Consider the following 24278-nt stretch of genomic DNA (forward strand, 5'->3'; position numbering starts at 1 on the left):
CTTACTGATCCCGTGCCGGTACGCCGGAATCGGCGCCCTTGAGCACTACGTCGACCAGTACGTCGGCGTCGAAACAGGTGCGGGCACCCGTGTGGCAGGCCGCGCCGACCTGGTCGACCTGCACGAGAACCGTGTCGGCGTCACAGTCCAGCGCGACGGATTTCACGTGCTGGAAGTGGCCGGACGTGTCGCCCTTGACCCAGTACTCCTGGCGGCTGCGCGACCAGTACGTGCAGCGGCCCGTGGTGAGCGTGCGATGCAGCGCCTCGTCGTCCATCCAGCCGAGCATCAGCACCTCACCGGTGTCGTACTGCTGGGCGATGGCGGGGACGAGCCCGTCGGTGCCGCGCTTGAGGCGCGCGGCGATCTCGGGGTCCAGGCTGCTGGGCCTGCTGGGCGGAGGCGTGCTGGTCATGGGGACCATTGTGCCGCGCCGACGAGACGCGCCCGCCAGTTGTCCACAGGCCGGACCGGGCATGGCCCGATGTTTGTCCACAGGCGGGACCGGGGTATCGCTTGGCATTTTTCCCACACGCGGGACCGGGTATCGCTCGACATTCGCCCCACAGGCGGGACCGGGTATCGCTCGACATTCGCCCCGCAGGCCGGGCCGGGTATCGCCCGGCATTCGCCCCACGGGCCGGACCGGGCACGGCACGCCGGTCGTCCACCCGCCCAGGGCCCCTCCCGCTGCCCTACTGGCCGCCGTCCACTGGGCGGACCGGTAAGGCGGTCGTAGGCTTGCTGGCATGTCGACCCATGCAAAGCGTGAACGACTTCTCCTCGCCGACCTGTTGGAGGCCGAGGGTCCGGACGCCCCCACCTTGTGCGAGGGCTGGAACACCCGTGATCTCGCCGCGCACGTGGTGATACGCGAGCGCCGCGCCGACGCCGTCGGCGGAACGTGGATCAAGCAGCTCGCGCCGCGCCTCGAGCGGGTGATGACAGAGTTCGCCGAGAAGCCGTACGAAGAGCTGATCCAGCTGATTCGTACGGGTCCGCCGCGCTTCTCGCCGTTCTCCCTGAAGCAGATCGACGAGGCGGCGAACACCATCGAGTTCTACGTCCACACCGAGGACGTACGCCGTGCGCAGCCCGACTGGACACCGCGGGCGCTGGACTCGGTCTTCCAGGACGCCCTGTGGTCCCGTCTGGAGCGCACGGCCCGGCTGACGGGGCGCAGCGCCCCGACCGGCCTGGTACTGCGCCGGCCGGACGGCCAGACGGCGGTCGCGCACAAGGGCACGCCGGTCGTGACGGTGACCGGCGAGCCCTCGGAACTGCTGATGTTCGTGTTCGGACGGCAGCAGGTGGCCGATGTCGAGTTGGAGGGCGACAAGGACGCGATCACGAAGCTGCACGAGGCGAAGCAGCTCGACCTCTGACCGCTGCTGCGGCAGCCCGGCTACTTCGGCAGCTCGGCGCGGCGCAAGGGGGCGACGCTCAGGGCGAGCACCCCGCCGAGCCCGCAGACCACCGCGCTGGTGACGAAGACGGGCCCGGTGCCCCACCAGCCGATCGCGGCGGCGGTCAACGGCATGCTGAGCGGGGCGAGGCCGAGGCTGACGATGCCCGAGACGGAGCTGACCCGCCCGAGGTAGGCGGGGTCCGCCTGGGTCTGCAGCAGCGCGCCGCACAGGGCGCCGCTGAGCCCCGCGAGCAGTCCGATGAGGAGGGCGACACCGACGGCGGCGGCAACCGTGGGGACGTACGCGAGCGAACCGATCGCGACCGCACCCGCCAGGATCGCCACCGCCGAGACCCGCCCTGCGTGCGGCAGCCGGCCACGCACGGTCAGCAGCAGTCCGGCGGCCCCCGCACCGGTCCCGAACCCGGCGAGCACCCAGCCCATCCCGGAGGCGCCCCAGCCGCGCTGATCGGCCAGCAGGGTCAGGCCCACGTTGAGCGGGCCGACGAAGCCGAGGTCGCCGAGCGCGATGGCGACGATGAGCGGGGCGAGGACGGGGTGGCGCCGGATGTACCGCAGCCCGTCCCGGAGGTCGCGCCACGGGGTGCCCCGCGCGACCTTGTCGTCGGCGGGCAGGTCCTTCATCCGTACGGAGACCAGTAGCGGCACCGACACGGCGATCAGCATCCCCGCCAGGCCGAAGGCCGCCGCCGCGCCCCCGAGGGCCACGCAGAGACCGCCGAGCGGTGCGCCCACCACGTTGGCGAGGCGTATCGCGAGGCCGCGCATGCCCTGGACGCGGGCGAGCTGGCCGTGGCCGGTGACGCGGGCGGGGAGGGCGCCCACCGCGGGCATGAAGACCGCGTCGACGGCGCCGAAGACGACGGCGAGCAGGGCCAGCGGCCACAGTCCGGGGCTCGCCGTGAACAGCAGTGCGGCCACCGCGAGGACGGCCACGCAGCGTATGGCGTCACTGCCGATGACGACCTTCCGCGGCCCGAAGCGGTCGGCGACGACTCCCCCGCCCAGCATCAGCAGCGCCCGCGGCACGGCGCTCACGGCCATCACGAGCCCGGCCTGCGAAGGCGTACCGGCCTGGACGGCCGCCCAGGACAACGCGATGTAGTAGACGTTGTCGCCGATCATCGACGAGGCGTAGGCGCCGAGCCAGCGCAGCACGTTGCCGTCGCGGTGGGCGGGTGTTTCGGTGATGACCGGGGCCGGGCCCTGGGTCCGGGGTGCGGCGGTCATGGTCACGGAGCGCGTCCTCTCAGGACTCTCAGGGGCTCAGGACTTTCAGTGGTCTCAGGGCTCTCAGGGCTCTCAGGGCTCTCAGGGGCGGAAGGGGAAGCCGTACACGTGCAGCGCGACGTTCTCGCGCCCTTCGGTGGCGCCGGCCGCTTCGTCGACGCGGCCCTTGTCGTCGTACTTCCTGATGACCGTGAGCAACTCGTCCTTGAGCGCGTCGAGTTCGACGGCCGTCAGCCGGAGCGTGGCCTCCGAGTCGGCCGCGGCGTCGTTCCACTCGGTGGGCCAGGTGGCACGCTCGTCCAGGTAGCGCCGGTAGGCGTCGCCGCGCTGTTCGTAGAAGAGCCGGGTGAAGGCCAGGTGCGCGGCCTCCTTCTCGGGCGCGTCCCGGAAGTCCTCGCCCCGGACGCTCACGCCGTCCGAGGCGGGCTGCCACCAGCGCTCACGGCCGTCCTCGCTGCGCTGCTCGGCTTCCTCGATCAGCCCGTGCTCGGCGAGCTTGCGCAGGTGGTAGCTGACCAGTGAGGGCGCCTCGTCGACCTGCTCGCCCAACTGGGACGCGGTCGCGGCGCGGGTCACGATCAACGCCCGGTACAGCTTCATCCGCAGCGGATGCCCCAGGGCCTTGAGCGTGCCCACGTCCGTGATCCGGCGGTTCTCCTTGCTTGCCATGCCTCGACCCTAGATGCGAAAGGAAAATTGCGCAACTAAAATTGCGCAACTTTCCTTTCATGAACTCCGTGCGGACACACAACTGAGCCCCGGCCACCAAGTGACCGGGGCTCAAAGGCGGTTGGCCTCAGCGAACGGGATACCCCGCCCCCCGCAGCGTCTCCTTCACCTCACCGATCCGCAGGTCCCCGAAGTGGAAGACGGACGCGGCGAGGACCGCGTCGGCGCCCGCGGCGATGGCCGGCGGGAAGTGGGCGAGCCGCCCCGCGCCGCCGCTGGCGATCAGCGGAACGGTCACGTGCTTGCGTACGGCCTCGATCATCTCGATGTCGTAGCCGTCCTTCGTGCCGTCCGCGTCCATCGAGTTGAGCAGGATCTCCCCCGCGCCCAGCTCGGCGGCCCGGTGCGCCCACTCGACGGCGTCGATGCCGGTGCCCTTGCGCCCGCCGTGCGTGGTGACCTCGAAGGAGCCGCTCTCCGTGCGCCGGGCGTCCACCGACAGCACCAGGACCTGCCGCCCGAACCGCTCCGCGATCTCCCGGATGAGTTCGGGCCGGGTGATGGCCGCCGTGTTGACCCCGACCTTGTCCGCACCGGCCCGCAGCAGCTTGTCCACGTCCTCGGCGGTGCGGACACCGCCCCCCACGGTCAGCGGGATGAAGACCTGCTCGGCCGTGCGGCGCACCACGTCGTACGTGGTCTCGCGGTTGCCGGAGGAGGCGGTGATGTCCAGGAAGGTCAGCTCGTCGGCGCCCTCGGCGTCGTACACCTTGGCCATCTCGACGGGGTCGCCCGCGTCGCGCAGGTTCTGGAAGTTGACGCCCTTGACGACCCGGCCGTTGTCGACGTCCAGGCAGGGGATGACTCGTACGGCGAGGGTCATGACGCCGACTCTCCCCGGAACGCCTCCACCTCGACCTCGACGACCAGACTCGGGTCCACGAAACCGGAGACGATGATCATCGATGCGACGGGGCGCACTGAGTCGAACAGCTCCTTGTGGGCGCGGCCGATGTCCTCCACGTCCCGGGCGTGGGTGATGTACATGCGCGTACGGACGACGTCGTCACGGCCGAGGCCGAGCTGCTCGAGCGCGGCGAACGCCACGTTGAAGGAGTTGACCGTCTGCTCGTACGGGTCTCCGGCTGCGATCTCCCCGTTGATCACGGAGGTGCACCCGGCGACCAGCACCAGGCCGTTCGGCAGCTCCACCGCACGGGAGTACCCGAAGGACTCCTCCCAGGGCGCGCCGGTCTGGATACGTCGTACGCCGCTCACAGGGCAGCCACCGCTTCCAGGGCCTCTTCCAGGGTGAACGCCTTCGCGTACAGGGCCTTGCCGACGATCGAGCCCTCGACGCCGAGGGGCACGAGCTCGGCGATGGCACGCAGGTCGTCCAGGGAGGAGACGCCTCCGGAGGCCACGACCGGGCGGTCGGTCGCCGCGCACACATCGCGCAGCAGTTCCAGGTTCGGGCCCTGCAGGGTGCCGTCCTTGGCGATGTCCGTCACCACATACCGCGCGCAGCCCTCGGAGTTGAGGCGCTCCAGCGTCGCGTAGAGGTCGCCGCCGTCGCGGGTCCAGCCGCGGCCGCGCAGCGTCGTGCCGCGTACGTCGAGACCGACCGCGATCTTGTCGCCGTGCTCGGCGATGACCTTGGCGACCCACTCGGGGGTCTCCAGAGCCGCGGTGCCGAGGTTGACGCGGGTGCAGCCGGTGGCGAGCGCCGCGGCGAGGGTGTCGTCGTCGCGGATGCCGCCGGACAGCTCCACCTTGATGTCCATGGCGCCGGTGACCTCGGCGATCAGCTTGCGGTTGTCGCCGGTGCCGAACGCGGCGTCCAGGTCGACGAGGTGCAGCCACTCGGCGCCCGACCGCTGCCAGGCGAGGGCCGCCTCCAGCGGGGAGCCGTAGGAGGTCTCCGTGCCGGACTCGCCGTGCACCAGGCGGACCGCCTGGCCGTCACGGACGTCGACGGCGGGGAGGAGTTCGAGCTTGGCCATGGTCTACAGGGTTCCGATCCAGTTGGTGAGCAGCTGGGCTCCGGCGTCGCCGGACTTCTCGGGGTGGAACTGGGTGGCCCACAGGGCGCCGTTCTCGACGGCCGCCACGAAGGGCTTGCCGTGCGTGGACCAGGTCACCAGGGGTGCCCGTATCAGCGGGTTCCCGACCTCCAGGGTCCAGTCGTGGACGGCGTACGAGTGCACGAAGTAGAAGCGCGCGTCGGCGTCGAGCCCCGCGAAGGCCTGCGAGCCGGCCGGGGCTTCGACGGTGTTCCAGCCCATGTGGGGCACGATCTCGGCCTGCAGCGGCTCGACCGCGCCGGGCCACTCGTCCAGGCCCTCGGTCTCCACGCCGTGCTCGATGCCCCGCGCGAAGAGGATCTGCATGCCGACGCAGATGCCCATCACCGGGCGGCCGCCGGCCAGTCGCCGGCCGACGATCCAGTCGCCGCGCGCCTCCCGCAGGCCCTTCATGCACGCTTCGAACGCGCCGACGCCCGGCACCAGCAGCCCGTCGGCGTTCATGGCCTTGTCGTAGTCACGCGTTATCTCGACCTCGGCACCGGTACGCGCGATCGCCCGCTCGGCGGAACGCACGTTCCCGAAGCCGTAGTCGAAGACAACAACCTTCTTCGGCGCGGTCAATTCCACACCTCCAAGCGCAGGACCCCCGCCACGAGGCACATCGCGGCGGCGATCGAGAGCAGCACGATGAGGCTCATCGGCATCTTCTGCTTGACGAAGGAGTAGACACCGCCGAGCAGGAAGAGTCCGACGACGATGAGGATGGTGTTGAGGCCTGTCATGGCTTTACAGCGCACCCTTCGTGGACGGAAGGATGCCGGCGGCGCGCGGGTCACGCTCGGAGGCGTAACGCAGTGCGCGGGCCAGCGCCTTGAACTGGCACTCCACGATGTGGTGCGCGTTGCGGCCGTAGGGCACGTGCACGTGCAGCGCGATCTGGGCCTGTGCGACGAAGGACTCGAAGATGTGCCGGGTCATCGTCGTGTCGTACTCGCCGATCATCGGCGCCATCTTCTCGGGCTCGGTGTGCACCAGGTAGGGGCGGCCGGAGAGGTCGACAGTCACCTGGGCGAGCGACTCGTCCAGCGGGACCGTGCAGTTGCCGAAGCGGTAGATCCCCACCTTGTCGCCGAGCGCCTGCTTGAAGGCGGCGCCGAGCGCGAGGGCGCTGTCCTCGATGGTGTGGTGCGAGTCGATGTGCAGATCGCCCTCGGTCTTCACGGTCAGGTCGAATAGACCGTGCCGGCCGAGCTGGTCGAGCATGTGGTCGTAGAAGCCGACCCCTGTCGACACGTCGACCTTGCCCGTTCCGTCGAGGTCGATCTCGACGAGGACCGAGGTCTCCTTGGTCACCCGCTCAACTCTTCCGACGCGGCTCATGCGCTCTGCTCCTTCTTCAGTTCACGTACCGCGTCCAGGAACGCGTCGTTTTCGGCGGGAGTTCCGGCGGTGACCCGCAGCCATCCCGGGATGCCGTTGTCCCGGACCAGGACGCCCCGGTCGAGGATCTTCCGCCAGACCTCCTGGGCGTCGGCGAACCGCCCGAACTGCACGAAGTTGGCATCCGACTCGGTCACGTCGTAGCCGATCGCGCGCAGTTCGGCGACCAGCCGGTCCCGCTCGGCCTTCAGCTGCTCGACGTATCCCAGCAGGGTGTCGGTGTGCTCCAGGGCGGCCAGCGCGGTCGCCTGGGTGACCGCCGACAGGTGGTACGGCAGCCGTACGAGCTGGACGGCGTCGACGACCGCCGGGTGCGCGGCGAGATAGCCGAGGCGCAGTCCGGCCGCGCCGAACGCCTTCGACATCGTCCGCGAGACGACGAGATTCGGCCGACCTTCGAGCAGCGGCAGCAGCGAGTCGCCGTGACTGAACTCGATGTACGCCTCGTCGACCACCACCATCGAAGGCTTCGCGGCCTGCGCGGCCTCGTACAGCGCGAGGACCGTCTCGGGCGGCACCGCGTTGCCCGTGGGGTTGTTGGGGGTGGTGATGAAGACGACGTCCGGCCGGTTCTCGGCGACGGCCTGCTCGGCGGCGGCGAGGTCGATCGTGAAGTCCTCGCTGCGCGGGCCGGAGATCCAGCCCGTTCCCGTGCCGCGCGCGATGAGCCCGTGCATCGAGTACGAGGGCTCGAAACCGATCGCGGTCCGGCCGGGTCCGCCGAAGGTCTGCAGCAGTTGCTGGATGACCTCGTTCGAACCGTTCGCCGCCCAGACGTTCTCGACGGCGACCGGGTACTTGCCGGTCTTCGTCAGGTACTTGGCCAGCTCGGTCCGGAGTTCGACCGCGTCCCGGTCGGGATAGCGGTTGAGGTTCCGGGCGGCCTCGCGGACCCGCTCGACGATCCGCTCGACGAGCGGTTCGGGCAGCGGGTACGGGTTCTCGTTGGTGTTGAGCCGTACGGGGACGTCGAGTTGGGGCGCGCCGTAGGGGGTCTTGCCGCGCAGCTCGTCGCGTACCGGGAGGTCATCAATTCCGAAGGTCACTTGCCGGGCACCTTCCACTCGAAGCGTGCCTTGATCGCCGCGCCGTGTGCGGGCAGGTCCTCCGCCTCCGCGAGCGTCACCACGTGGTGGGCGACGTCCGCGAGGGCATCGCGCGTGTAGTCCACGATGTGGATCCCGCGCAGGAAGGACTGAACGCTCAGCCCCGAGGAGTGGCAGGCGCAACCGCCGGTGGGCAGCACGTGGTTGGAGCCGGCCGCGTAGTCTCCGAGGGAGACCGGCGCCCAGGGGCCCACGAAGATCGCGCCCGCGTTGCGCACCCGGTCGGCCACCGCCGCGGCGTTGGCCGTCTGGATCTCCAGGTGCTCGGCGCCGTACGCGTCGACGACCCGCAGGCCCTCGTCGATGCCGTCGACGAGGACGATCGCCGACTGCCTGCCGTTCAGGGCCGGGACGATCCGGTCCTCGATGTGCTTGGTGGCCGCGACCTGCGGCTCCAGCTCCTTCTCGACCGCGTCGGCCAGCGCCACGGAGTCCGTGACGAGGACGGCGGCGGCGAGCGGGTCGTGCTCGGCCTGGCTGATCAGGTCGGAGGCGACGTGCACCGGGTCGGCGGTGTCGTCCGCGAGGACCGCGATCTCGGTGGGTCCGGCCTCCGAGTCGATGCCGATCCTGCCGGTGAAGAAGCGCTTCGCGGCGACGACCCAGATGTTGCCGGGGCCGGTGACCATGTTGGCGGGCGGGCAGGACTCGGTGCCGTACGCGAACATCGCGACGGCGGTGGCGCCACCGGCCGCGTACACCTCGTCGACGCCGAGCAGCGCACAGGCGGCGAGGATCGTGGGGTGCGGGAGCCCGTCGAACTCCGCCTGGGCGGGCGAGGCCAGGGCGATCGACTCGACACCGGCCTCCTGCGCGGGCACCACGTTCATGATCACAGAGGAGGGGTAGACGGAGCGTCCGCCGGGGGCGTACAGCCCCACGCGGTCCACCGGCACCCACTTCTCGGTGACGGAGCCGCCGGGCACGACCTGCGTGGTGTGCGTCGTACGCCGCTGCGCACGGTGGACGAGCCGGGCGCGCCGGATGGACTCCTCCAGGGCCGCGCGCACCGCGGGGTCGAGCTGCTCCAGCGCCGCGCTGAGCGCCTGGGCCGGGACCCGTACCGACTTCAGGCGTACGCCGTCGAACTTCTCGGCGAAGTCGATCAGCGCCGCGTCGCCCCGATGATGCACGGCCTCGCAGATCGGACGCACCTTCTCCAGGGCGGCCGAAACGTCGAAGTCGGCTCGGGGCAGCAGGTCGCGCAGAGCGGAACCCTCGGGGAGGGCAGCGCCGCGCAGATCGATTCGGGAGATCACATGCCCAATTCTCTCAGACGGCGCTGAGGCGTCGGACGTCCGTATCAATGGCTGATACAAGCCCCGGAAGATCAGCTTCACGGTTAGCGTTCGAGGCGTCACCCAGCGGGCATTGAACGGTTGTCCGAAACCCGCGAGTAGTTGGGGAGGACGCCTGGAACTGGGGAGGAAGGGAAAACCGTGAGCGAGGGTGCCGGCATCCACCATGGGGACCTGCCGGACGAACTGACCGCCGCCGAGGCCGGAATGTGGCAGTCCTTCCGCAACGGCAGCGTGTACGACCTGCGCAGCGGCGACGCGCTCGCCGACGATCCGCACGGCGGCCATCCCTGGGGCCCCGAGCGCAGTGTGCGGGCCCGGATCGTGGCGTGGCTGCTGCTCGACGGGCCGCCCGCACTCCAGGGCCGCGTCTCCTCCCTGAAGCTGACCGGGGTGCAGATAACCGACGTGCTCGATCTCGCGGGCGGCACCGTGGTGCCGTACGTCGAGCTGAAGGCGTGCCGGTTCGAGAAGGAGATCCTGCTGCCGGAGGCCCGGTTCCAGACCGTACGGCTGGTGAACTGTTCGGTGCCGCGCCTCGAGGCGGCCCGCCTGCACACCGAGGGCGACCTGCATCTGCCGCGCTGCCGCTTCCACAACGGCGTACGCCTCACCGACGCGCACATCGGCACGGATCTGCTGCTCAACCAGGCCGTGGTCTACCGGGACCGGCGCGGGCGTTCGATCACCGGCGACGGCATGACCGTGGGGCAGGACCTGCAGGCGGAGATGCTGGAGTCGCACGGTGAGCTGAGCCTGCGGGGCGCCACCGTCGGCGTCTCGCTCAGCCTGCGCGGCAGCAGGCTGACCAACCCGTACACACGCCTCGCGCTGAACGCCCCCCAGCTCACCGTCAACCGCACGCTCTACCTGACCCCGGCCGCTGTCGGCAATCCCATCCTGACCGGCGGGACCACCCCGGCGCGCGGCACGGTGGTGCAGCGCTTCGAGTGCCAGGGCGGGATCCGCCTGGACGACGGGAGGTTCGGGGACGCGCTCGACATGGAGCGGGCCCGCTTCACCTTCGACGACGACCAGGAACTGTCGCTGCGCCGGGTCCAGACGCCCGAGCTGCGTTTCCTCGGGGAGAAGCCGGAGCGCGGCAAGGTGGTGCTGTCGGGCGCCAAGGTGGTCAACCTGGTCGACAGGGCGGCGAGCTGGCCGGGACCCGGCGGCCTCCACATGGGCGGCTTCGGCTACGAGAACCTGGTGCCGCAGGGCGCGTTCCCGCTGGCCCGGCGCCTGGAATGGGTGGCCGCGGCGACCGCCGAGTACAACCCGGAGCCCTACGAGCGCCTCGCCACCGTGCTGCGCAACACCGGCGAGGACGAGGACGCCCGCGAGGTGCTGCTCGCCAAGCAGCGCCGCCGCCGCGAGACGCTGCCGCTCGCCGCGAAGCTCTGGGGGTACGCGCAGGACCTGACAGTCGCCTACGGGTACCGGCCGGGGCGCGCCGCCCTGTGGATGGCGGTGCTGTGGGCGGCGACGTCCATCGCCTTCCGGCATGCCGACCATCCGCCTCTCAAGAGCGGCGAACATCCACCGTGGAACCCGTCACTGTTCGCCCTGGACCTGCTGCTTCCGGTGATCGACCTGGGTCAGGTGGGCTTCTGGCAGCTGCGCGGCGGCTGGCAGTGGCTGGCCGCCGCGGTGATCCTCCTTGGCTGGATCCTGGCCACGACGGTGGCGGCGGGGGCGACCCGGCTGCTGCGGCGCGGCTGACGTTCAGCGCACTGTGCTCACCAGCGTTGACAGCTCACCGACAGTAGAACAACAGTCACCTTTTACCTTCCTTTGACTCTTGCCCGTACAACCAATCGGCGGTTACGAAAGCTTCACCGCACCTCCTTGGTACGGGCCCGACCTGCAGCTTTCAATGGTCTCCACCATGGCACTGCTGCGCGCGTTCATCCGTACCGCCCGGATGGCCAAGAACACCTCGCGCCTCGCCGCCGGACTGCCGGCCGACGAGGAGGTACTGCTCGACGCCCCGGACGAGCGACTCGGCCCCGCGCTGGTCGCGGCGGGCCGTGGCGAATACGCCCCCGCGGCCAAACTGCTCACGACCACGCGGGAGGCCGCCGAGTGGGAGAACCGCGACCGGTACGCGACACGTCTCGCCACCTTCGCGCGCTCCCGCGACGAGTGGCTCCAGGAGTGGCAGGCCGCCTCCCCGCACGACCCGGACGCCCTGCTGGTCAAGGCCGAGCTGGCGGTGTCCCGGGGCTGGGAGTCCCCGGCCCGCGTCGAGCTGCTGCGCGAGGTCGGCCCGCTGATCGCCGCCGCCGCCGAGGGCGACCCGCGCGATCCGGTGCCCTGGCGGATCGCGCTCGACCAGGCCCGCGGCACGAACGCCGGGCACACCGAGTTCGGGCAGCTGTGGGGCGAGGCCGTACGCCGTTCCCCGCATCACTACGGCTGTCATGTGGCCGCCCTGCGGTATCTGTCGGCAGCCTGGTACGGCTCGCACCGCGAGTGCTTCGACTTCGCCGAGCGGGCCGCGCACGACGCACTGCCCGGCTCCCTGGTGCAGGCGCTGCCGGTGCGCGCCGCGTTCGCGTATCTGACCGAGGGCGGTGGCGCCGTGGTGCCGCGCGAGCGCCTCGATGCGGCGGCCGACCTGGCGATCGCGGTCTCGGCGACGTACACCGACGGCGACGCCTGGCCCGCGGAGGTACGCAACCTCCTCACGTACGTCCTGGTCAGGCTGGAGCGCTGGGCGGACGCGCTGGAACAGCTCCGCGCGATCGGCCCGTACGCGACCTCGTTCCCCTGGGACCGGGTCTCGGACGACCCTCTGGGCCAGTTCCTGGAACTGCGCGACGGGGTCCGTCTGGAAGTCGCCGCGGGTATGCCGCTGCATCCACGGAGTGAGCGTGACGGACCCGTCCACTCCGGCGACCATTAGGCTCTCCCGACGTGACCACCGTGCGGCTCCCGCTCTTCCCCCTGAACTCGGTTCTGTTCCCGGGGCTCGTGCTTCCTCTGAACATCTTCGAGGAGCGCTACCGCGCCATGATGCGCAGCCTGCTGAAGACCCCGGAGGACGAACCGCGCCGGTTCGCCGTCGTCGCCATCCGGGACGGCCACGAGGTCGCGCCCACCGCACCCGGCATGCCGGACCAGACCTCCGTGCCCCGGCGCGGGCCCGCCGCCGGCTTCGGCGACGACCTGGCCAAGGCCTTCCACGAGGTGGGCTGCGTCGCGGACGCGGCGACCATCCGGGAGCGCGCAGACGGAAGCTTCGAGGTACTGGCGACCGGCACCACGCGTGTCAGGCTTCTCTCCATCGACACCTCGGGCGAGTTCCTCACTGCCGAACTGGAGGAACTGCCCGAAGACCCCGGCGAGGAGGCCGGCGCGCTCGCCGAGGGCGTCCTGCGCGCCTTCCGGCAGTACCAGAAGCGGCTGGCGGGGGCCCGCGAGCGCTCGCTGTCCACCGGCGCCGACCTTCCGGACGAGCCGGCTGTCGTCTCCTACCTCGTCGCAGCCGCCGTGATGCTGGACATCCCGGCGAAGCAACAGCTTCTCCAGGCGCCGGACACGGCCGCCCGCCTGCGCGCGGAGCTGAAACTCCTGCGCGCGGAGACCGCGATCATCCGTAACCTGCCGTCGTTGCCGGCGGCGGAGCTGACGCGCGGCCCGACGAGTCTCAACTGACGACTCCCCACCGACGCATCCGGGAAGGCCGATGGCGAAGAAGCCGAAGAAACAGCAGCAGGCCGGGGGGACCCCGGCGACGGTGGCCCTGACGGCCGCGGGCGTCCCGTACACCGTGCACGCCTACGACCACGACCCCGCGCACCCCTCCTACGGCGAGGAGGCCGCGGAGGCGATGGGCGTCTCTCCGGAGCGCGTCTTCAAGACGCTGGTGGCCGACGTGGACGGCACGCTCACCGTCGCGGTCGTCCCCGTCGCGGGCTCGCTCGATCTGAAGGCTCTGGCCACGGCGGTGGGCGGCAAACGCGCGACGATGGCGGACCCGTCGGCCGCCGAACGCACCACGGGGTACGTCCGCGGGGGCATCTCCCCCCTCGGCCAGCGCAAGAAGCTCCCCACGGTCCTCGACGCCTCCGCCGCCGCCCACCCCACGATCTGCGTCTCGGCCGGCCGCCGCGGCCTGGAGGTCGAACTCGCCCCCGCCGACCTCCTGACCCTCACCGCAGCGGTGTCCGCCCCCATCGGCCGCGCCTGACCCCTCGACGTAGGTCCCGTCCTCGGCTAAGCACGAGAGACATGTCGAAGAAAACCCGAAAACGCAAATGGCGCACCAAAAAGGGCCGAGCAAACCACGGCAGCCGCCCGGCGTAGCCCGCCTCTCGAAATCCGGTCGGGGGGATCTTTCAGCCCGTCCGGCGTTTGAGGACGAGGCCGTCCAGGCCGAAGCGGGGGCCTGGGGGCGGCAGCCCCCAGAACCAAGGGACGGGCAGGGGCGGAGGGGGCGAAAAACCCAGGGCCCGCCCCACCCAGGGCGACTAACCGACCGGCGGCGAAGGCGGCGCAGCCTCGTACGGGCTCAGGAACGGATCAGGGTCCCGCGGCCCGAAGAGCGCGGTCAGCCCGAGGTGAACGACCAGCCCCGCCAGAGACCACGCGAGCAGCGCCCCGTGCGCCCCCAACTTCAACGGCGCGGAGAACGTGACCCCCTTGCCCACTTCCTTGGCATGCGCGACCACATCCTGCGTGGGCCCCAGCCAGATCCCGATCCGCCAAGCGAGCAGCGACCCGAGCAGTCCCCCCACCGCGAGAGCGACGACCAGCGGAACACCCCCACGCCGCCGCCACAGGAACACGACCAGCGCACTCACCGCCCCGAACGCCAACGCCAGCAGAGTGAACGTTCCGTCGACCCCGATGGCCTGCTCCCCCTCGGAGTCCTTGAGGTACACCGCACTGTCGTCCGCGACCAACGGCACCGACGGCGCCAGCCACCACCACAGCACCCCGAGGAGCACCCCACCGAGCGCCACGGCCACCACGATCACGGCGGCCTCTCGCAGTTCGGTCTTCATCCCGGGGCCGTCCTCTTCATACCCGGCGGCCCCCGCCACACCATCGGCGGGCGGGACCTGCCAGGCGTCGTGCGAGGGCTGGTGGTGCGGCGGCGGCGGCGGAGTCAGCGGAGCGGTCACCCTGACATCGTGCCAGGCCCGTCTGTCAGCCGCGTCACCGGACGGCCGCACGGCGGTACGCCCAGGTCGCCAAGGCCAGCGAAGCCACCCCGACACCCGCGCACACGGCCAGGTCTCCGAGGACGACGGCCCAGTCGGGATGCGCGTCGAAGGTCCGCGCAAGAGCGTCGACCCCGTACGTCGAGGGCAGCAGATCCCGCCCGTACTGCACGACCACCGGCAACCGGTCCGCCGGCAGCACCCCGAGCAGCAGAGCCGCCGACATCCCCATCTGGCCAAGGAGCGTGGCGAGTTCGGGTCGCGGCGCGAGCAGCCCGAACGCCGCCCCGAGCCCGGCGAGCGCGGCGCCCGCGAGCGGGATCACCAGGACCAGCACCCACAGGTTGGCCATCGGCAGCCCGAAGAGCAGACAGCCGCAGACGGCGGTGGCGATGGTCCCGGGCACGGTGAAGGAGGCATACGCTCCCGCGGCACCGAGCACTACCGCGGCCGGCGGCACGGGCAGCGTCGCGTAGTGGTCGAGTCCGCCGTCGGCGCGCAGTTGTCCGAAGTACTGGGCCAGGAGGTTGAGCGCGACGAAGGCCACCACGAGCACCGCCGACCCGGCCACCACGGCCTGCGCCTCGCCGCCGCCGTCCACCACGCCCCGCATCAGGACCATGATCCCGACGGACTGGAAGGTGGCCACGAACAGCAGCGGAATCCGCGCGACGCGCGCCCGGGACAGCTGTGCCCGGTAGACGGCGGCCATGGACGGCCACAGCCGTGCCCGGGGCCCCAGTGGTTCCGCGGCATCGGTGACGTCCTCGGCCACGGACAGCGCACTGCCCGGCAGCACCTCAGCGGGTACGACACTCACGTCGAGCTGCTCCTCTTCGCTCCGGCAGCAGTCCTGCTCTCGGGGCCTACGACAGTCCGTACGGATTCCGCGCCCCGCACACTCAAGACACCCACTCCCACCCTCACGGCCCTCACGCCTTCACCAGCCCCTGCGTGGCGGCCCCGCCGAGGGCCAGATACACATCCTCCAGGCTCGGGGTGGCCAGCGTGAAATCGTCCAGGGCGGCGAAGGCGGCGCCACCGGTGACCGTGGCGACGACCGCGCGGGCCTCCTCGGGGGCGAGCCGCAGGGTCCAGCGGCGGCCGGACTCGACGGCCCGCTCACGCAGCGCGGCGACCTCGGGGACGTGCAGCGGCGCGCTCTCGCGCCAGACGAGTTCGACCCGCACCTCGCCCGCGACCTTCTCCTTCAGCCCGGCCGGGCTGTCACAGGCGATGACCCGGCCCCGGTCCAGGACGGCGACCCGGTCGAGGACGGTCTCGGCCTCGATGACGTTGTGGGTGACCAGCAGAACGGTCGTGTCGCGCTCGGCCCGGCGCCGGTCCACCGCGGTCCAGACGGCCCGGCGGGCGATGGGGTCCATGCCCGTGGTCGGCTCGTCCAGGACGAGCAGCGGCCGCTCCCCCACCAGGGCGGCGGCGACGCACGCGAGGCGCCGCTGGCCGCCGGACAGCTTCTTCAGAGGGCTGGAGGCGATCGAGGTGAGACCCAGCTCGTCGAGTACGGCGTCCCGCTCGGCCCGCGCCGCACGGAGTTCGAGCCCGCGCAGCCGCGCGGTCGTCTCGGCGGCGAGCGACACCGTCAGCTCGTCGAGGGCGGTCGACTCCTGACCGAGGTACGCGAGGAGCCGCGCCGCCCGCTCGGGGTGGCGCACGATGTCGTGCCCGAGGATGTCCACACTGCCGCTGTCGGGGCGCAGCAGCCCGGTCAGCTGTCGCACAAGGGTCGACTTGCCGGCACCGTTCGGCCCGAGCAGCCCGAAGATCTCACCGCGCCGGATGTCCAGACGTACCCCGTCGGTGGCCCGCACCTCCGGCGTACCGGGGGTGCCGCGCCGTCCGCGGGTGGCCGGGTAGGTCTTGGTGAGCCCGCGCACCGCGCACACCAGATCACCTCTGTGCCCGTTCCGGGCTGTCCCTGCCGTGCGCGTACTCACGAGGGACGAGACTACGGGGTCCGATGCCCCGATATGAGCCCGGGGCCTCGCCGCACCCCTCCGCGGGCCGCTCCTGGACCTCCGCCTGGGAGAGGCCAGTCCGGTGGCGATGGCCGGCCGACCCTCGAAAGGCCTGTTCCAGGACCTTGGCCCGCTCCCGGGAGGGGCGGTCTCAGCCTGTGCCAAGAGCAGCCCGCGGCCCTCCGCTCACTCCCCCACAGGCGCGTGTTCCGCCGCCGTACGCACGTCGATCTCGCGCCAGAACCCGGCCCGGATCGCATACCGGTCGTGCTCGTCGATCTGGTCGTCCTTGTGTGTGAGCAGCCCGAAACGGGCCGCGTAGCGCAGCAGTTCACCGTCCACCCGGTGCGGAACACGGGGGTACATCGCGGACAGCTTCTGCAGATGGCTCTGGTCGATGAGCCGCTCCATCCAGCGGCGTGCGAAGACCTGCCCCACCTCGTACGGATCGCCACCGACGGTGGTGATGTCCTCCTCGCGGTCCGCCCAGCGCTGCTCGGCGGAGGTCAGCTGGGCGAGCGTGGGCAGCGAGGCGGCCTCCGCGGACTCGGCGGCGCCCCCGGGGCGCTCGACCCAGCCCTTGTCGGAGGACCAGCGCAGGGTCGCGCTCGCGGGGTGCTGGGCGGGCTGTGTGCCGGGACCGCGCAGCGCGGCCAGGTCCTTCGGGGTGGGTACGCCCTTGGGCGCGGGCGCGCGCTCCTCGATGCCGTTCGGGGACTCGGCCGCCGAGGCGTGCTCCGTCTCCTGCGCCGGCCGCTCGCTCGCGGTGCCGTGCGACTCGGGCAACGGCGCGGAGAGGATCGCGGCGATCTCGGGGCGCGGCACGGGCGGTGGCGCGCAGACCCCGCCGAGCTCTTTGGCGCGTACGGCCTTGGTGATCCACACCCGGTCGAGCACCCGGCGCTCGTCGGCCTCGGCCACCAGGTCCTCGGACTGGTTGTAGTCCCCGTCGGCCGCCTGCACGGCCCACAGGTGTACGGCGACCCCGTGCTCCTTGGCGGCCATCATGCCCGGCAGCAGATCGCCGTCGCCGGTCACCAGGACCACGTCGGAGCAGGCCCGGTTGCGGGCCAGCTCGGTCAGCTCGGCGTGCATGGCGGCGTCGACGCCCTTCTGGGCCCACCGCCCGTCGCTACGGGTCAGGGCACCGAGCCGCACCGTGACGCGCGGCATCACCCGCAGCCTGCGGTGCTCGGGCTGGGGCACCCGGTCGGGGGCACCGTCGAACCAGTAGATGCGCAGCAGCGGGCGCTCCGTGTCGGACTCGGCGCGCTCGCGCAGGCCCTGGATGAGGGCGGCGTGGTCGACGGTGATCCGGGAGCGGGACGAATCCCCGGCGAGGAGGCTGGCAGCAGCCCCGAGCAGATACCCGGCGTCCACCAGGACGATGCAGCGGTCCACGCGGTCCACCCTCTTTCCGGGAGGTTTGCTTTGGGCTTCCTTCGAGTCTGCCCGACCACGCGGAGGTTAACGGCCGGAACTCGATCTTCGGCGTGGCGTATCGGAACATCACGCTCCGACAGGGCTTATTACGCACGGTAATTCTCCGAAATGCGGTGGTTCTCCGCCTATGTGAGTCTGGTCCCGGCCCTGGCCCCTGGAACCCCGTAGGAGGCAATCACCATGGCCAAGAACAAGAACCGCAAGCAGGGCGGCCAGCAGGACCGCTCCTCGCAGGCCGAGCGTGCACAGGAGCAGGCCGAGCGGTCCTCGGCGGAGGCGCAGCAGTCGCCGATGCCGCAGACCCAGGGCAGCCCCGCGGATGTCGCCCGTAAGCACCAGAAGCGTTTCGGCCACAACTAAGTTTTGGTGCAGGGCCGTTGAAGCCCGGCAGGGCCGCTGAAGCCCGGCAGGTTGAGAGGCCCGGCAGGGCTGTTGCAGCCCAGGCACGCCGTGAGGGGCGCATCCGGATCCGGATGCGCCCCTCGCGTACGTCGGTCACCCGCCGGCTCAGCCGGCCAGGCAGGCCGGTCCGAGCAGCACCTTCAGGTCGCCGAAGAGCGCCGGGTCCGGCTTCACCCGGTGCCGGTCGAGCCGCAGCACCGTCGTCTTGAGCGGTCCCTGGAGCTTGATGCGGACCTCGCTCTCGCCCTTGTGGTGGCTGAGGATCTCACCGAGCCGGCTCACCATCGGCGGAGTGACCTTCACCGACGGGATGGTGAGGATCACCGGCGCGTTGGTGCCCGCGTTCGACAGGTCCGGGGCCTGCAGTTCCATCGCGACCAGACGCGGCACGTCCTCGCGCTTGTCGAGGCGTCCCTTGACGAACACCACGGCGTCCTCGACGAGTTGGGTCGACACCAGTTGGTAGGTGGCCGGGAAGAACATGCACTCGATGGAGCCCGCGAGGTCCTCGACGGTGGCGATCGCCCAGGCGTTGCCCTGCTTGGTCATCTTGCGCTGGAGACCCGAGATGATGCCGCCGATGGTCACCACCGCGCCGTCCGCGTGCTCACCGCCGGTGAGCTGGGAGATACCCGCGTCCGCCTTGTCGGACAGCACGTGCTCCAGGCCGAAGAGCGGGTGGTCGGAGACGTACAGACCGAGCATCTCCCGCTCCTGGGCGAGCAGATAGACCTTGTCCCACTCATCGGTCGTGAACTCGACGTCGAGTCCGAAGCCGGGCTCACTGGTGTCGTCGTCGCCGCCCCCGAAGAGGTCGAACTGCCCCTCGGCCTCCTTGCGCTTGACCGCCACCACGTTGTCGATCATCGGCTCGAACTGCGCGGTGAGGCCCTTGCGGGTGTGCCCCATCGTGTCGAACGCGCCCGCCTTGATCAGCGATTCGGTGGTGCGCTTGTTGCAGGCGACCGCCTCGACCTTGTCGAGGTAGTCGGGGAACGAGCCGTACTTCCCCTTGGCCTTGCGGCTCCTGATGATCGACTCGACCACGTTCGTCCCGACGTTACGGACGGCGGACAACCCGAAGAGGATCACGTCGTCGCCTTGCGCGGCGAAGTTCTGCTCCGACTCGTTGACGTTCGGCGGGAGCACCTTGATGCCCATGCGCCGGCACTCGTTCAGATAGACCGCGGACTTGTCCTTGTCGTCCTTGACCGAGGTGAGCAGCCCCGCCATGTACTCGGCGGGGAAGTTCGCCTTCAGGTACGCGGTCCAGTACGAGACCAGGCCGTAGGCCGCCGAGTGCGCCTTGTTGAACGCGTATCCGGCGAACGGGACCAGCACGTCCCACAGGGCCTTGATCGCCTCGTCGCTGTAGCCGTTCTTCTTGGCGCCGGCCTGGAAGATGGTGAAGTTCTTCGCCAGCTCGTCGGGCTTCTTCTTGCCCATCACGCGGCGCAGGATGTCGGCCTCGCCGAGCGAGTACCCGGCGATGATCTGGGCGGCCTTCTGCACCTGCTCCTGGTAGACGATCAGGCCGTAGGTGACGGCCAGGACCTCCTGGAGGGGCTCCTCCAGCTCCTTGTGGATCGGCGTGATCTCCTGCAGGCCGTTCTTGCGGAGCGCGTAGTTGGTGTGCGAGTCCATGCCCATCGGGCCGGGACGGTAGAGCGCCGAGACGGCGGAGATGTCTTCGAAGTTGTCGGGCTTCATCAGGCGCAGCAGCGAGCGCATGGGGCCGCCGTCGAACTGGAAGACGCCGAGGGTGTCGCCGCGCTGGAGCAGTTCGAAGGTCGTCGGGTCGTCCAGCGGCAGGGCCAGCAGATCGAGGTCGACGCCCTTGTTGGCCTTCACCATCTTGACGGCGTCGTCCATGATCGTGAGGTTGCGCAGGCCCAGGAAGTCCATCTTCAGCAGGCCCAGCGACTCGCACTGGGGGTAGTCCCACTGCGTGATGGTCACGCCGTCCGTGTGCCGCACCCACACCGGGGCGTGGTCGACGATCGGCTCGCTGGACATGATCACGCCGGCGGCGTGCACGCCCATCTGCCGGACCAGGCCCTCGACGCCCTTGGCGGTGTCGATGACCTTCTTCACGTCCGGCTCGTTCTCGTACATCGCGCGGATCTCGCCGGCCTCGCCGTAGCGCGGGTGCGCGGGGTCGGTGATGCCGCTGAGGTCGATGCCCTTGCCGAGGACGTCGGCGGGCATCGCCTTGGTGAGCCGGTCGCCCATGGCGTACGGGTAACCCAGCACGCGCGCCGAGTCCTTGATGGCGTTCTTCGCCTTGATCTTTCCGTACGTACCGATCATGGCGACCTTGTCGGCGCCGTACTTCTCGGTCACGTACCTGATCACCTCGACGCGCCTGCGCTCGTCGAAGTCGATGTCGACATCGGGCATGGAGACGCGCTCGGGGTTGAGGAACCGCTCGAAGATCAGACCGTGCGGGATCGGGTCGAGGTCGGTGATGCCCATGGCGTAGGCGACGATCGAACCGGCCGCCGAACCACGGCCCGGACCCACCGCGATGCCCTGCTTCTTGGCCCACATGATGAAGTCGGCGACGACGAGGAAGTACCCCGGGAACCCCATCTGGATGATGACGTCCATCTCGTACTCGGCCTGCTTCTGCCGGTCGTCCGGGACACCGCCGGGGAAGCGCCGCTCCATGCCGCGGCGGACCTCCTCCTGGAACCAGGTGACCTCGGTGAAGCCCTCGGGGATGTCGAACTTCGGCATGAGGTTCCGCGCCTCGAACATGCCGCTGGTGTCGATCTGTTCGGCCACCAGGAGCGTGTTGGCGCAGCCTTCCTGCCAGGCGTCCGAGGAGTCGATGGCGTACATCTCGTCCGTGGACTTCAGGTGGTAGCCGGTGCCGTCGAAGCGGAAGCGGTCGGGGTCCGAGAGGTTCTTGCCGGTCTGGATGCACAGCAGCGCGTCGTGCGCGGTCGCCTCGTGCGCGTACGTGTAGTGCGAGTCGTTCGTCACCAGGGGCGGGATGCCGAGCTTCTTGCCGATCTCCAGGAGGCCGTCGCGGACCCGGCGCTCGATCTCGATGCCGTGGTCCATCAGCTCCAGGAAGTACCGGTCCTTGCCGAAGATGTCCTGGTACTCGGCGGCCGCCTTCAGTGCCTCGTCGTGCTGGCCCAGCCGCAGCCGGGTCTGGAGCTCACCGGAAGGGCAGCCGGTGGAGGCGATGAGGCCCTCCGACCACTGGGAGATGGTCTCCTTGTCCATCCGCGGCCACTTCTGCAGCCAGCCCTCGGCATACGCGTCCGAGGAGAGCCTGAAGAGATTGTGCAGGCCCGTGCTGTTCGCCGCCCAGATCGTCTTGTGCGTGTAACCACCCGAACCGGACACGTCGTCGCGCTTCTGGTGCGGCTGGCCCCACCGGATCTTGCGCTTGTTGCGGCGCGACTCGGGGGCCACATACGCCTCGATCCCGATGATCGGCGTGACGCCGGCCTTCTTGGCCGTGTGGAAGAAGTCGTACGCCCCGTGCAGGTTGCCGTGGTCCGACATGGCGATGTGCGTCATGCCCATCTCATTGCAGACGTTGAACATGTCCTTGAGCCGCGCGGCACCGTCCAGCAGCGAGTACTGGGTGTGGACGTGCAGGTGCGTGAACGGCGGCTTTGACACGGCTTCGGCCTCCTGAGGAAACACTGGGCGACAGGCTGCGGACAGTCTGGGCGGACAGCGTCGAAGTCTATGCCGGGGCACTGACACTCCGCGGGCCATCACACGTACCTTCATGCGGGTACTCGGGCTCCGAGGGCGTACCTTCGTCCGGGAAATCCGGGCACTCCGGCCTTCCGTCGCACGTTGCACGTGGACGGGGCGCCTGACCCCGCACATGTCCCACACATCAGCATCACCTGCACCAGGAGGCACCCAGCGATGTCGGTCCCGCAGCTCAGCGACGAGCAACGCGGCGAGCAGATCCTCGCCGTATTCGACACCGCCTTCGGCGAGCTCCTGGCCGCCGACCCGGCCGCGTTCCGCGTGAAGTTCCGCAAGATGGCGGCCTCCGCCTTCGCCTTCTACCGGGGCACGGCGGGCCTGTTCTACCACGACCTGGAGCAGGAGAAGCGGGGCGGCCCTTACCTGGACGAGCGCACCTCTCGCGTGTGGATCCACGGCGACCTGCACGCCGAGAACTTCGGCACGTACATGGACGCCCAGGGCCGTCTGATCTTCAACGTGAACGATTTCGACGAAGCCTATGTAGGACCCTTCACCTGGGACCTCAAGCGCTTCGCTGCCTCCGTGGCACTGCTCGGCTACGCCAAGGCGCTCAGCGACGAGCAGATCACCGACCTGGTGCACACCTACGCGGCCGCCTACCGCGAGCGGATCCACGCCCTCGCCACCGGCGCCAAGAGCGACGAGGTGCCGCCCTTCACCCTGGACACCGCCGACGGCCCGCTCCTGGACGCGCTGCGCGTCGCCCGCTCGCTGACCCGCTTCGGACTGCTCGACTCGATGACCGAGATCCGTGACTTCGAGCGGCGCTTCGCGTCCGGCGGCGGCTCCATCGAGCTGGACGCCGCGACCCGCTACAAGGTGCTGGCCGCCTTCGACGGCTACCTGGAGACACTCCCGGAGTCCTCACTGACCCGCCCCGACTCCTACCGCGTCAAGGACGTCGTCGGCCGCCGTGGCATCGGCATCGGCTCGGCGGGGCTGCCGTCCTACAACATCCTGCTGGAGGGCAACAGCGACGCCCTGGAGAACGATGTGGTGATCTACATCAAGCAGGCCCAGACCCCCGCCGTCTCCCGGCACATCACGGACTCCTCGATCCGCGAATACTTCCAGCACGAGGGCCACCGCACGGTCATCTCGCAGCGCGCCCTCCAGGCACACGCCGACCCGTGGCTGGGCTGGACCGAGCTGGACGGCGCGGGCCAGCTGGTCGCCGAGGTGTCCCCGTACGCGGTGGACCTGGACTGGGGCGACATCGACGACCCCGAGGAGATCGCCTCCGTCGTCGCCGACCTCGGCCGCGCCACGGCCACGATGCACGCCGCGGCGGACGACGAGAGCGGCCACTCGGAGCTGGTCCCGTTCTCCACGGAGCGCGCCATCGACGCGGCGATCGCAGCCGACGAGGACGCCTTCCCCGGCCTCCTGGTGGACTTCGCCCACACCTACGGCGCCCGCGCCCGCGCCGACCACCAGATCTTCGTCGACCTGTTCCGTAACGGACGGATTCCGGGTCTGTAGCGGGCGGCTAACTCACAGGGACCCTTTAGGGGTCCCCTACAGGAGCACGTGACACACTCTCCCCGCTATGGACATATCCGGGACCCATCTCAGAGCCGTTCGCGCGGTGCTGTTCACGGCCATGGTCGTGACGCTCAGCACCGCGTCGCACGTGCTGCTGTCCCGGGTCCCGCTGCCGATGGGGACGGTGGCCGCGATCGCCGCCGCCGTCTTCGTCCTCGCCTACGCCCTCGGTGGCCGCGAGCGCGGTTTCGGGCGGATCGCCGCCCTGCTGATACCGCTGGAGCTGGCCGCCGACACCGTCTTCACCACGGGCCAGCACGTCTGTTACGGCAGGGCGGGCGGCCCGGTCGCCGGCCCGCTGCGCTCCGTCGGCTTCGACCTGCTGTGCGGCGGGGGCGCCGTCGGCACCCCGCTGACGAGGGTGACCGGCACCGGCGGCGACCGAGCCGCCGCCCTGCTCACCCACACAGACCCGACCGCCGCCTGGCTGCTGCTCGGCGCGCACATCGGCGTCGGACTGCTCGCGGCCGCCTGGCTGCGCCGCGGCGAGCGTGCCCTTGAACAGCTGCTGCACGCGGCGGCCGCGTCCACCTTCCGGCCGCTGCTGATCGCGGTCGCCGCGGTGACCGTGCGGCTGCTCGCCCCGGTCCGCCGGCTGCCGCGCCCCACCCGCCGGACGGCCACCGCCCGCACACGCCTTCTCGTGCATTCCCTGGGACTCCGCGGACCGCCGAGCTCCGTCGCTTTCGCGTGAGCACGCCCGCCTGAGCGACAGCCGCCTTCGCGTGACCGAGCCCGCCTGAGCGACAGCATCCGAGCACCTGCAGTCCCCCATACGTATCCCGCGTACGA

At 70.4% G+C, this 24278-nt stretch carries 24 protein-coding genes; 8 read left to right on the plus strand and 16 right to left on the minus strand.

The genetic code is table 11. The features are described 5' to 3' along the window. Nucleotide 1: 1 nt before the first annotated feature. Entirely contained in the window at nucleotides 2-415 is a 414-nt protein-coding gene (gene hisI / locus ACFYPC_RS18460) for a phosphoribosyl-AMP cyclohydrolase (protein ID WP_388677025.1), read from the minus strand. Nucleotides 416-749: 334 nt separating this feature from the next. On the opposite strand from hisI, the gene ACFYPC_RS18465 reads away from it, so the two are divergent. Further along, complete coding sequence (locus ACFYPC_RS18465) at nucleotides 750-1385, plus strand: TIGR03085 family metal-binding protein (protein ID WP_388677027.1); 636 nt, start codon at nucleotides 750-752, stop codon at nucleotides 1383-1385. Between the two features lie 20 nt (nucleotides 1386-1405). Here ACFYPC_RS18465 and ACFYPC_RS18470 read toward each other — a convergent pair whose 3' ends face one another. The 10 genes from ACFYPC_RS18470 to hisD form a co-directional block, all read right to left on the minus strand. Next, entirely contained in the window at nucleotides 1406-2659 is a 1254-nt protein-coding gene (locus ACFYPC_RS18470) for an MFS transporter (RefSeq protein WP_388677302.1), read from the minus strand. Nucleotides 2660-2740: 81 nt separating this feature from the next. Next, nucleotides 2741-3328, minus strand: a complete 588-nt coding sequence (locus tag ACFYPC_RS18475; RefSeq protein WP_388677030.1) for an ArsR/SmtB family transcription factor — start codon at nucleotides 3326-3328, stop codon at nucleotides 2741-2743. A 127-nt stretch (nucleotides 3329-3455) separates the two neighbouring features. Next, a complete protein-coding gene (gene hisF / locus ACFYPC_RS18480; RefSeq protein ID WP_388677033.1) occupies nucleotides 3456-4211 on the minus strand; it encodes an imidazole glycerol phosphate synthase subunit HisF in 756 nt (251 codons plus the stop codon). Then, nucleotides 4208-4606, minus strand: a complete 399-nt coding sequence (locus tag ACFYPC_RS18485) for a RidA family protein (RefSeq protein ID WP_388677036.1) — start codon at nucleotides 4604-4606, stop codon at nucleotides 4208-4210. The genes hisF and ACFYPC_RS18485 overlap by 4 nt, the downstream gene beginning before the upstream one ends. Then, complete coding sequence (priA, locus tag ACFYPC_RS18490) at nucleotides 4603-5331, minus strand: bifunctional 1-(5-phosphoribosyl)-5-((5-phosphoribosylamino)methylideneamino)imidazole-4-carboxamide isomerase/phosphoribosylanthranilate isomerase PriA (protein ID WP_385738455.1); 729 nt, start codon at nucleotides 5329-5331, stop codon at nucleotides 4603-4605. The genes ACFYPC_RS18485 and priA overlap by 4 nt, the downstream gene beginning before the upstream one ends. 3 nt (nucleotides 5332-5334) lie before the next feature. After that, nucleotides 5335-5982, minus strand: a complete 648-nt coding sequence (gene hisH / locus ACFYPC_RS18495; protein WP_388677039.1) for an imidazole glycerol phosphate synthase subunit HisH — start codon at nucleotides 5980-5982, stop codon at nucleotides 5335-5337. After that, nucleotides 5973-6137 carry a hypothetical protein gene (locus ACFYPC_RS18500; protein WP_388677042.1) on the minus strand — a complete coding sequence of 55 codons (165 nt, stop codon included), beginning with the start codon at nucleotides 6135-6137 and terminating at the stop codon, nucleotides 5973-5975. Before ACFYPC_RS18500 ends, hisH begins: the two co-directional genes overlap by 10 nt. Before the next feature lie 4 nt (nucleotides 6138-6141). Then, nucleotides 6142-6735 (minus strand): imidazoleglycerol-phosphate dehydratase HisB, encoded by a 594-nt coding sequence (hisB, locus tag ACFYPC_RS18505; protein WP_055612125.1) that lies wholly within the window; start codon nucleotides 6733-6735, stop codon nucleotides 6142-6144. Continuing rightward, nucleotides 6732-7841, minus strand: coding sequence for a histidinol-phosphate transaminase (locus ACFYPC_RS18510; protein ID WP_388677044.1), 1110 nt, complete (start codon nucleotides 7839-7841; stop codon nucleotides 6732-6734). Before ACFYPC_RS18510 ends, hisB begins: the two co-directional genes overlap by 4 nt. Further along, nucleotides 7838-9160 carry a histidinol dehydrogenase gene (hisD, locus tag ACFYPC_RS18515; protein WP_388677047.1) on the minus strand — a complete coding sequence of 441 codons (1323 nt, stop codon included), beginning with the start codon at nucleotides 9158-9160 and terminating at the stop codon, nucleotides 7838-7840. Before hisD ends, ACFYPC_RS18510 begins: the two co-directional genes overlap by 4 nt. A 180-nt stretch (nucleotides 9161-9340) precedes the next feature. Here hisD and ACFYPC_RS18520 point away from each other — a divergent pair, with 180 nt between their 5' ends. The 4 genes from ACFYPC_RS18520 to ybaK all read left to right on the plus strand — a co-directional run bounded on the left by ACFYPC_RS18520 (nucleotide 9341) and on the right by ybaK (nucleotide 13394). Beyond that, nucleotides 9341-10921: an oxidoreductase gene (locus tag ACFYPC_RS18520; protein ID WP_388677050.1), complete on the plus strand. Its 1581-nt coding sequence runs from the start codon at nucleotides 9341-9343 to the stop codon at nucleotides 10919-10921. 166 nt (nucleotides 10922-11087) lie between these two features. After that, nucleotides 11088-12107 (plus strand): hypothetical protein, encoded by a 1020-nt coding sequence (locus ACFYPC_RS18525; RefSeq protein ID WP_388677053.1) that lies wholly within the window; start codon nucleotides 11088-11090, stop codon nucleotides 12105-12107. An 11-nt stretch (nucleotides 12108-12118) separates the two neighbouring features. Beyond that, on the plus strand, nucleotides 12119-12859 hold the full coding sequence (locus tag ACFYPC_RS18530; protein ID WP_388677056.1) for an LON peptidase substrate-binding domain-containing protein: 741 nt from the start codon (nucleotides 12119-12121) through the stop codon (nucleotides 12857-12859). Between the two features lie 31 nt (nucleotides 12860-12890). Continuing rightward, the gene (gene ybaK / locus ACFYPC_RS18535; RefSeq protein WP_388677059.1) at nucleotides 12891-13394 is read left to right on the plus strand and encodes a Cys-tRNA(Pro) deacylase; all 504 of its coding nucleotides are present in this window, start codon (nucleotides 12891-12893) and stop codon (nucleotides 13392-13394) included. Nucleotides 13395-13674: 280 nt separating this feature from the next. Here the strand turns inward: ybaK and ACFYPC_RS18540 are convergent, their stop codons facing one another. The 4 genes from ACFYPC_RS18540 to ACFYPC_RS18555 all read right to left on the minus strand — a co-directional run bounded on the left by ACFYPC_RS18540 (nucleotide 13675) and on the right by ACFYPC_RS18555 (nucleotide 17750). Next, a complete protein-coding gene (locus tag ACFYPC_RS18540) occupies nucleotides 13675-14331 on the minus strand; it encodes an AAA family ATPase (RefSeq protein ID WP_388677061.1) in 657 nt (218 codons plus the stop codon). A gap of 34 nt (nucleotides 14332-14365) precedes the next feature. Continuing rightward, nucleotides 14366-15190, minus strand: coding sequence for an ABC transporter permease (locus tag ACFYPC_RS18545; protein WP_388677064.1), 825 nt, complete (start codon nucleotides 15188-15190; stop codon nucleotides 14366-14368). 112 nt (nucleotides 15191-15302) lie between these two features. After that, a complete protein-coding gene (locus tag ACFYPC_RS18550) occupies nucleotides 15303-16277 on the minus strand; it encodes an ABC transporter ATP-binding protein (RefSeq protein ID WP_388677305.1) in 975 nt (324 codons plus the stop codon). Nucleotides 16278-16535: 258 nt separating this feature from the next. Then, entirely contained in the window at nucleotides 16536-17750 is a 1215-nt protein-coding gene (locus tag ACFYPC_RS18555) for an NYN domain-containing protein (RefSeq protein WP_388677067.1), read from the minus strand. A 222-nt stretch (nucleotides 17751-17972) separates the two neighbouring features. Between ACFYPC_RS18555 and ACFYPC_RS18560 the strand changes: the two genes are divergently transcribed. Continuing rightward, entirely contained in the window at nucleotides 17973-18152 is a 180-nt protein-coding gene (locus tag ACFYPC_RS18560) for a hypothetical protein (RefSeq protein ID WP_388677070.1), read from the plus strand. Nucleotides 18153-18299: 147 nt separating this feature from the next. Here ACFYPC_RS18560 and dnaE read toward each other — a convergent pair whose 3' ends face one another. After that, complete coding sequence (gene dnaE / locus ACFYPC_RS18565; protein ID WP_388677072.1) at nucleotides 18300-21836, minus strand: DNA polymerase III subunit alpha; 3537 nt, start codon at nucleotides 21834-21836, stop codon at nucleotides 18300-18302. A gap of 258 nt (nucleotides 21837-22094) precedes the next feature. Between dnaE and ACFYPC_RS18570 the strand changes: the two genes are divergently transcribed. Then, nucleotides 22095-23423, plus strand: a complete 1329-nt coding sequence (locus tag ACFYPC_RS18570; RefSeq protein WP_388677075.1) for a DUF2252 domain-containing protein — start codon at nucleotides 22095-22097, stop codon at nucleotides 23421-23423. Nucleotides 23424-23490: 67 nt separating this feature from the next. Next, nucleotides 23491-24180 carry a hypothetical protein gene (locus ACFYPC_RS18575; RefSeq protein WP_388677077.1) on the plus strand — a complete coding sequence of 230 codons (690 nt, stop codon included), beginning with the start codon at nucleotides 23491-23493 and terminating at the stop codon, nucleotides 24178-24180. The last annotated feature ends 98 nt before the right edge of the window (nucleotides 24181-24278 follow it).

This window comes from Streptomyces sp. NPDC005808 (genome assembly GCF_042871385.1).
GTDB lineage: Bacteria > Actinomycetota > Actinomycetes > Streptomycetales > Streptomycetaceae > Streptomyces.

Coding starts and splice junctions, on each gene's coding strand:
- hisI (WP_388677025.1), bottom strand. CDS start 415: ATGACCAGCACGCCTCCGCCCAGCAGGCCCAGCAGCCTGGACCCCGAG.
- ACFYPC_RS18465 (WP_388677027.1), top strand. CDS start 750: ATGTCGACCCATGCAAAGCGTGAACGACTTCTCCTCGCCGACCTGTTG.
- ACFYPC_RS18470 (WP_388677302.1), bottom strand. CDS start 2,659: ATGACCGCCGCACCCCGGACCCAGGGCCCGGCCCCGGTCATCACCGAA.
- ACFYPC_RS18475 (WP_388677030.1), bottom strand. CDS start 3,328: ATGGCAAGCAAGGAGAACCGCCGGATCACGGACGTGGGCACGCTCAAG.
- hisF (WP_388677033.1), bottom strand. CDS start 4,211: ATGACCCTCGCCGTACGAGTCATCCCCTGCCTGGACGTCGACAACGGC.
- priA (WP_385738455.1), bottom strand. CDS start 5,331: ATGGCCAAGCTCGAACTCCTCCCCGCCGTCGACGTCCGTGACGGCCAG.
- ACFYPC_RS18500 (WP_388677042.1), bottom strand. CDS start 6,137: ATGACAGGCCTCAACACCATCCTCATCGTCGTCGGACTCTTCCTGCTC.
- hisB (WP_055612125.1), bottom strand. CDS start 6,735: ATGAGCCGCGTCGGAAGAGTTGAGCGGGTGACCAAGGAGACCTCGGTC.
- ACFYPC_RS18525 (WP_388677053.1), top strand. CDS start 11,088: ATGGCACTGCTGCGCGCGTTCATCCGTACCGCCCGGATGGCCAAGAAC.
- ybaK (WP_388677059.1), top strand. CDS start 12,891: ATGGCGAAGAAGCCGAAGAAACAGCAGCAGGCCGGGGGGACCCCGGCG.
- ACFYPC_RS18560 (WP_388677070.1), top strand. CDS start 17,973: ATGGCCAAGAACAAGAACCGCAAGCAGGGCGGCCAGCAGGACCGCTCC.
- ACFYPC_RS18570 (WP_388677075.1), top strand. CDS start 22,095: ATGTCGGTCCCGCAGCTCAGCGACGAGCAACGCGGCGAGCAGATCCTC.
- ACFYPC_RS18575 (WP_388677077.1), top strand. CDS start 23,491: ATGGACATATCCGGGACCCATCTCAGAGCCGTTCGCGCGGTGCTGTTC.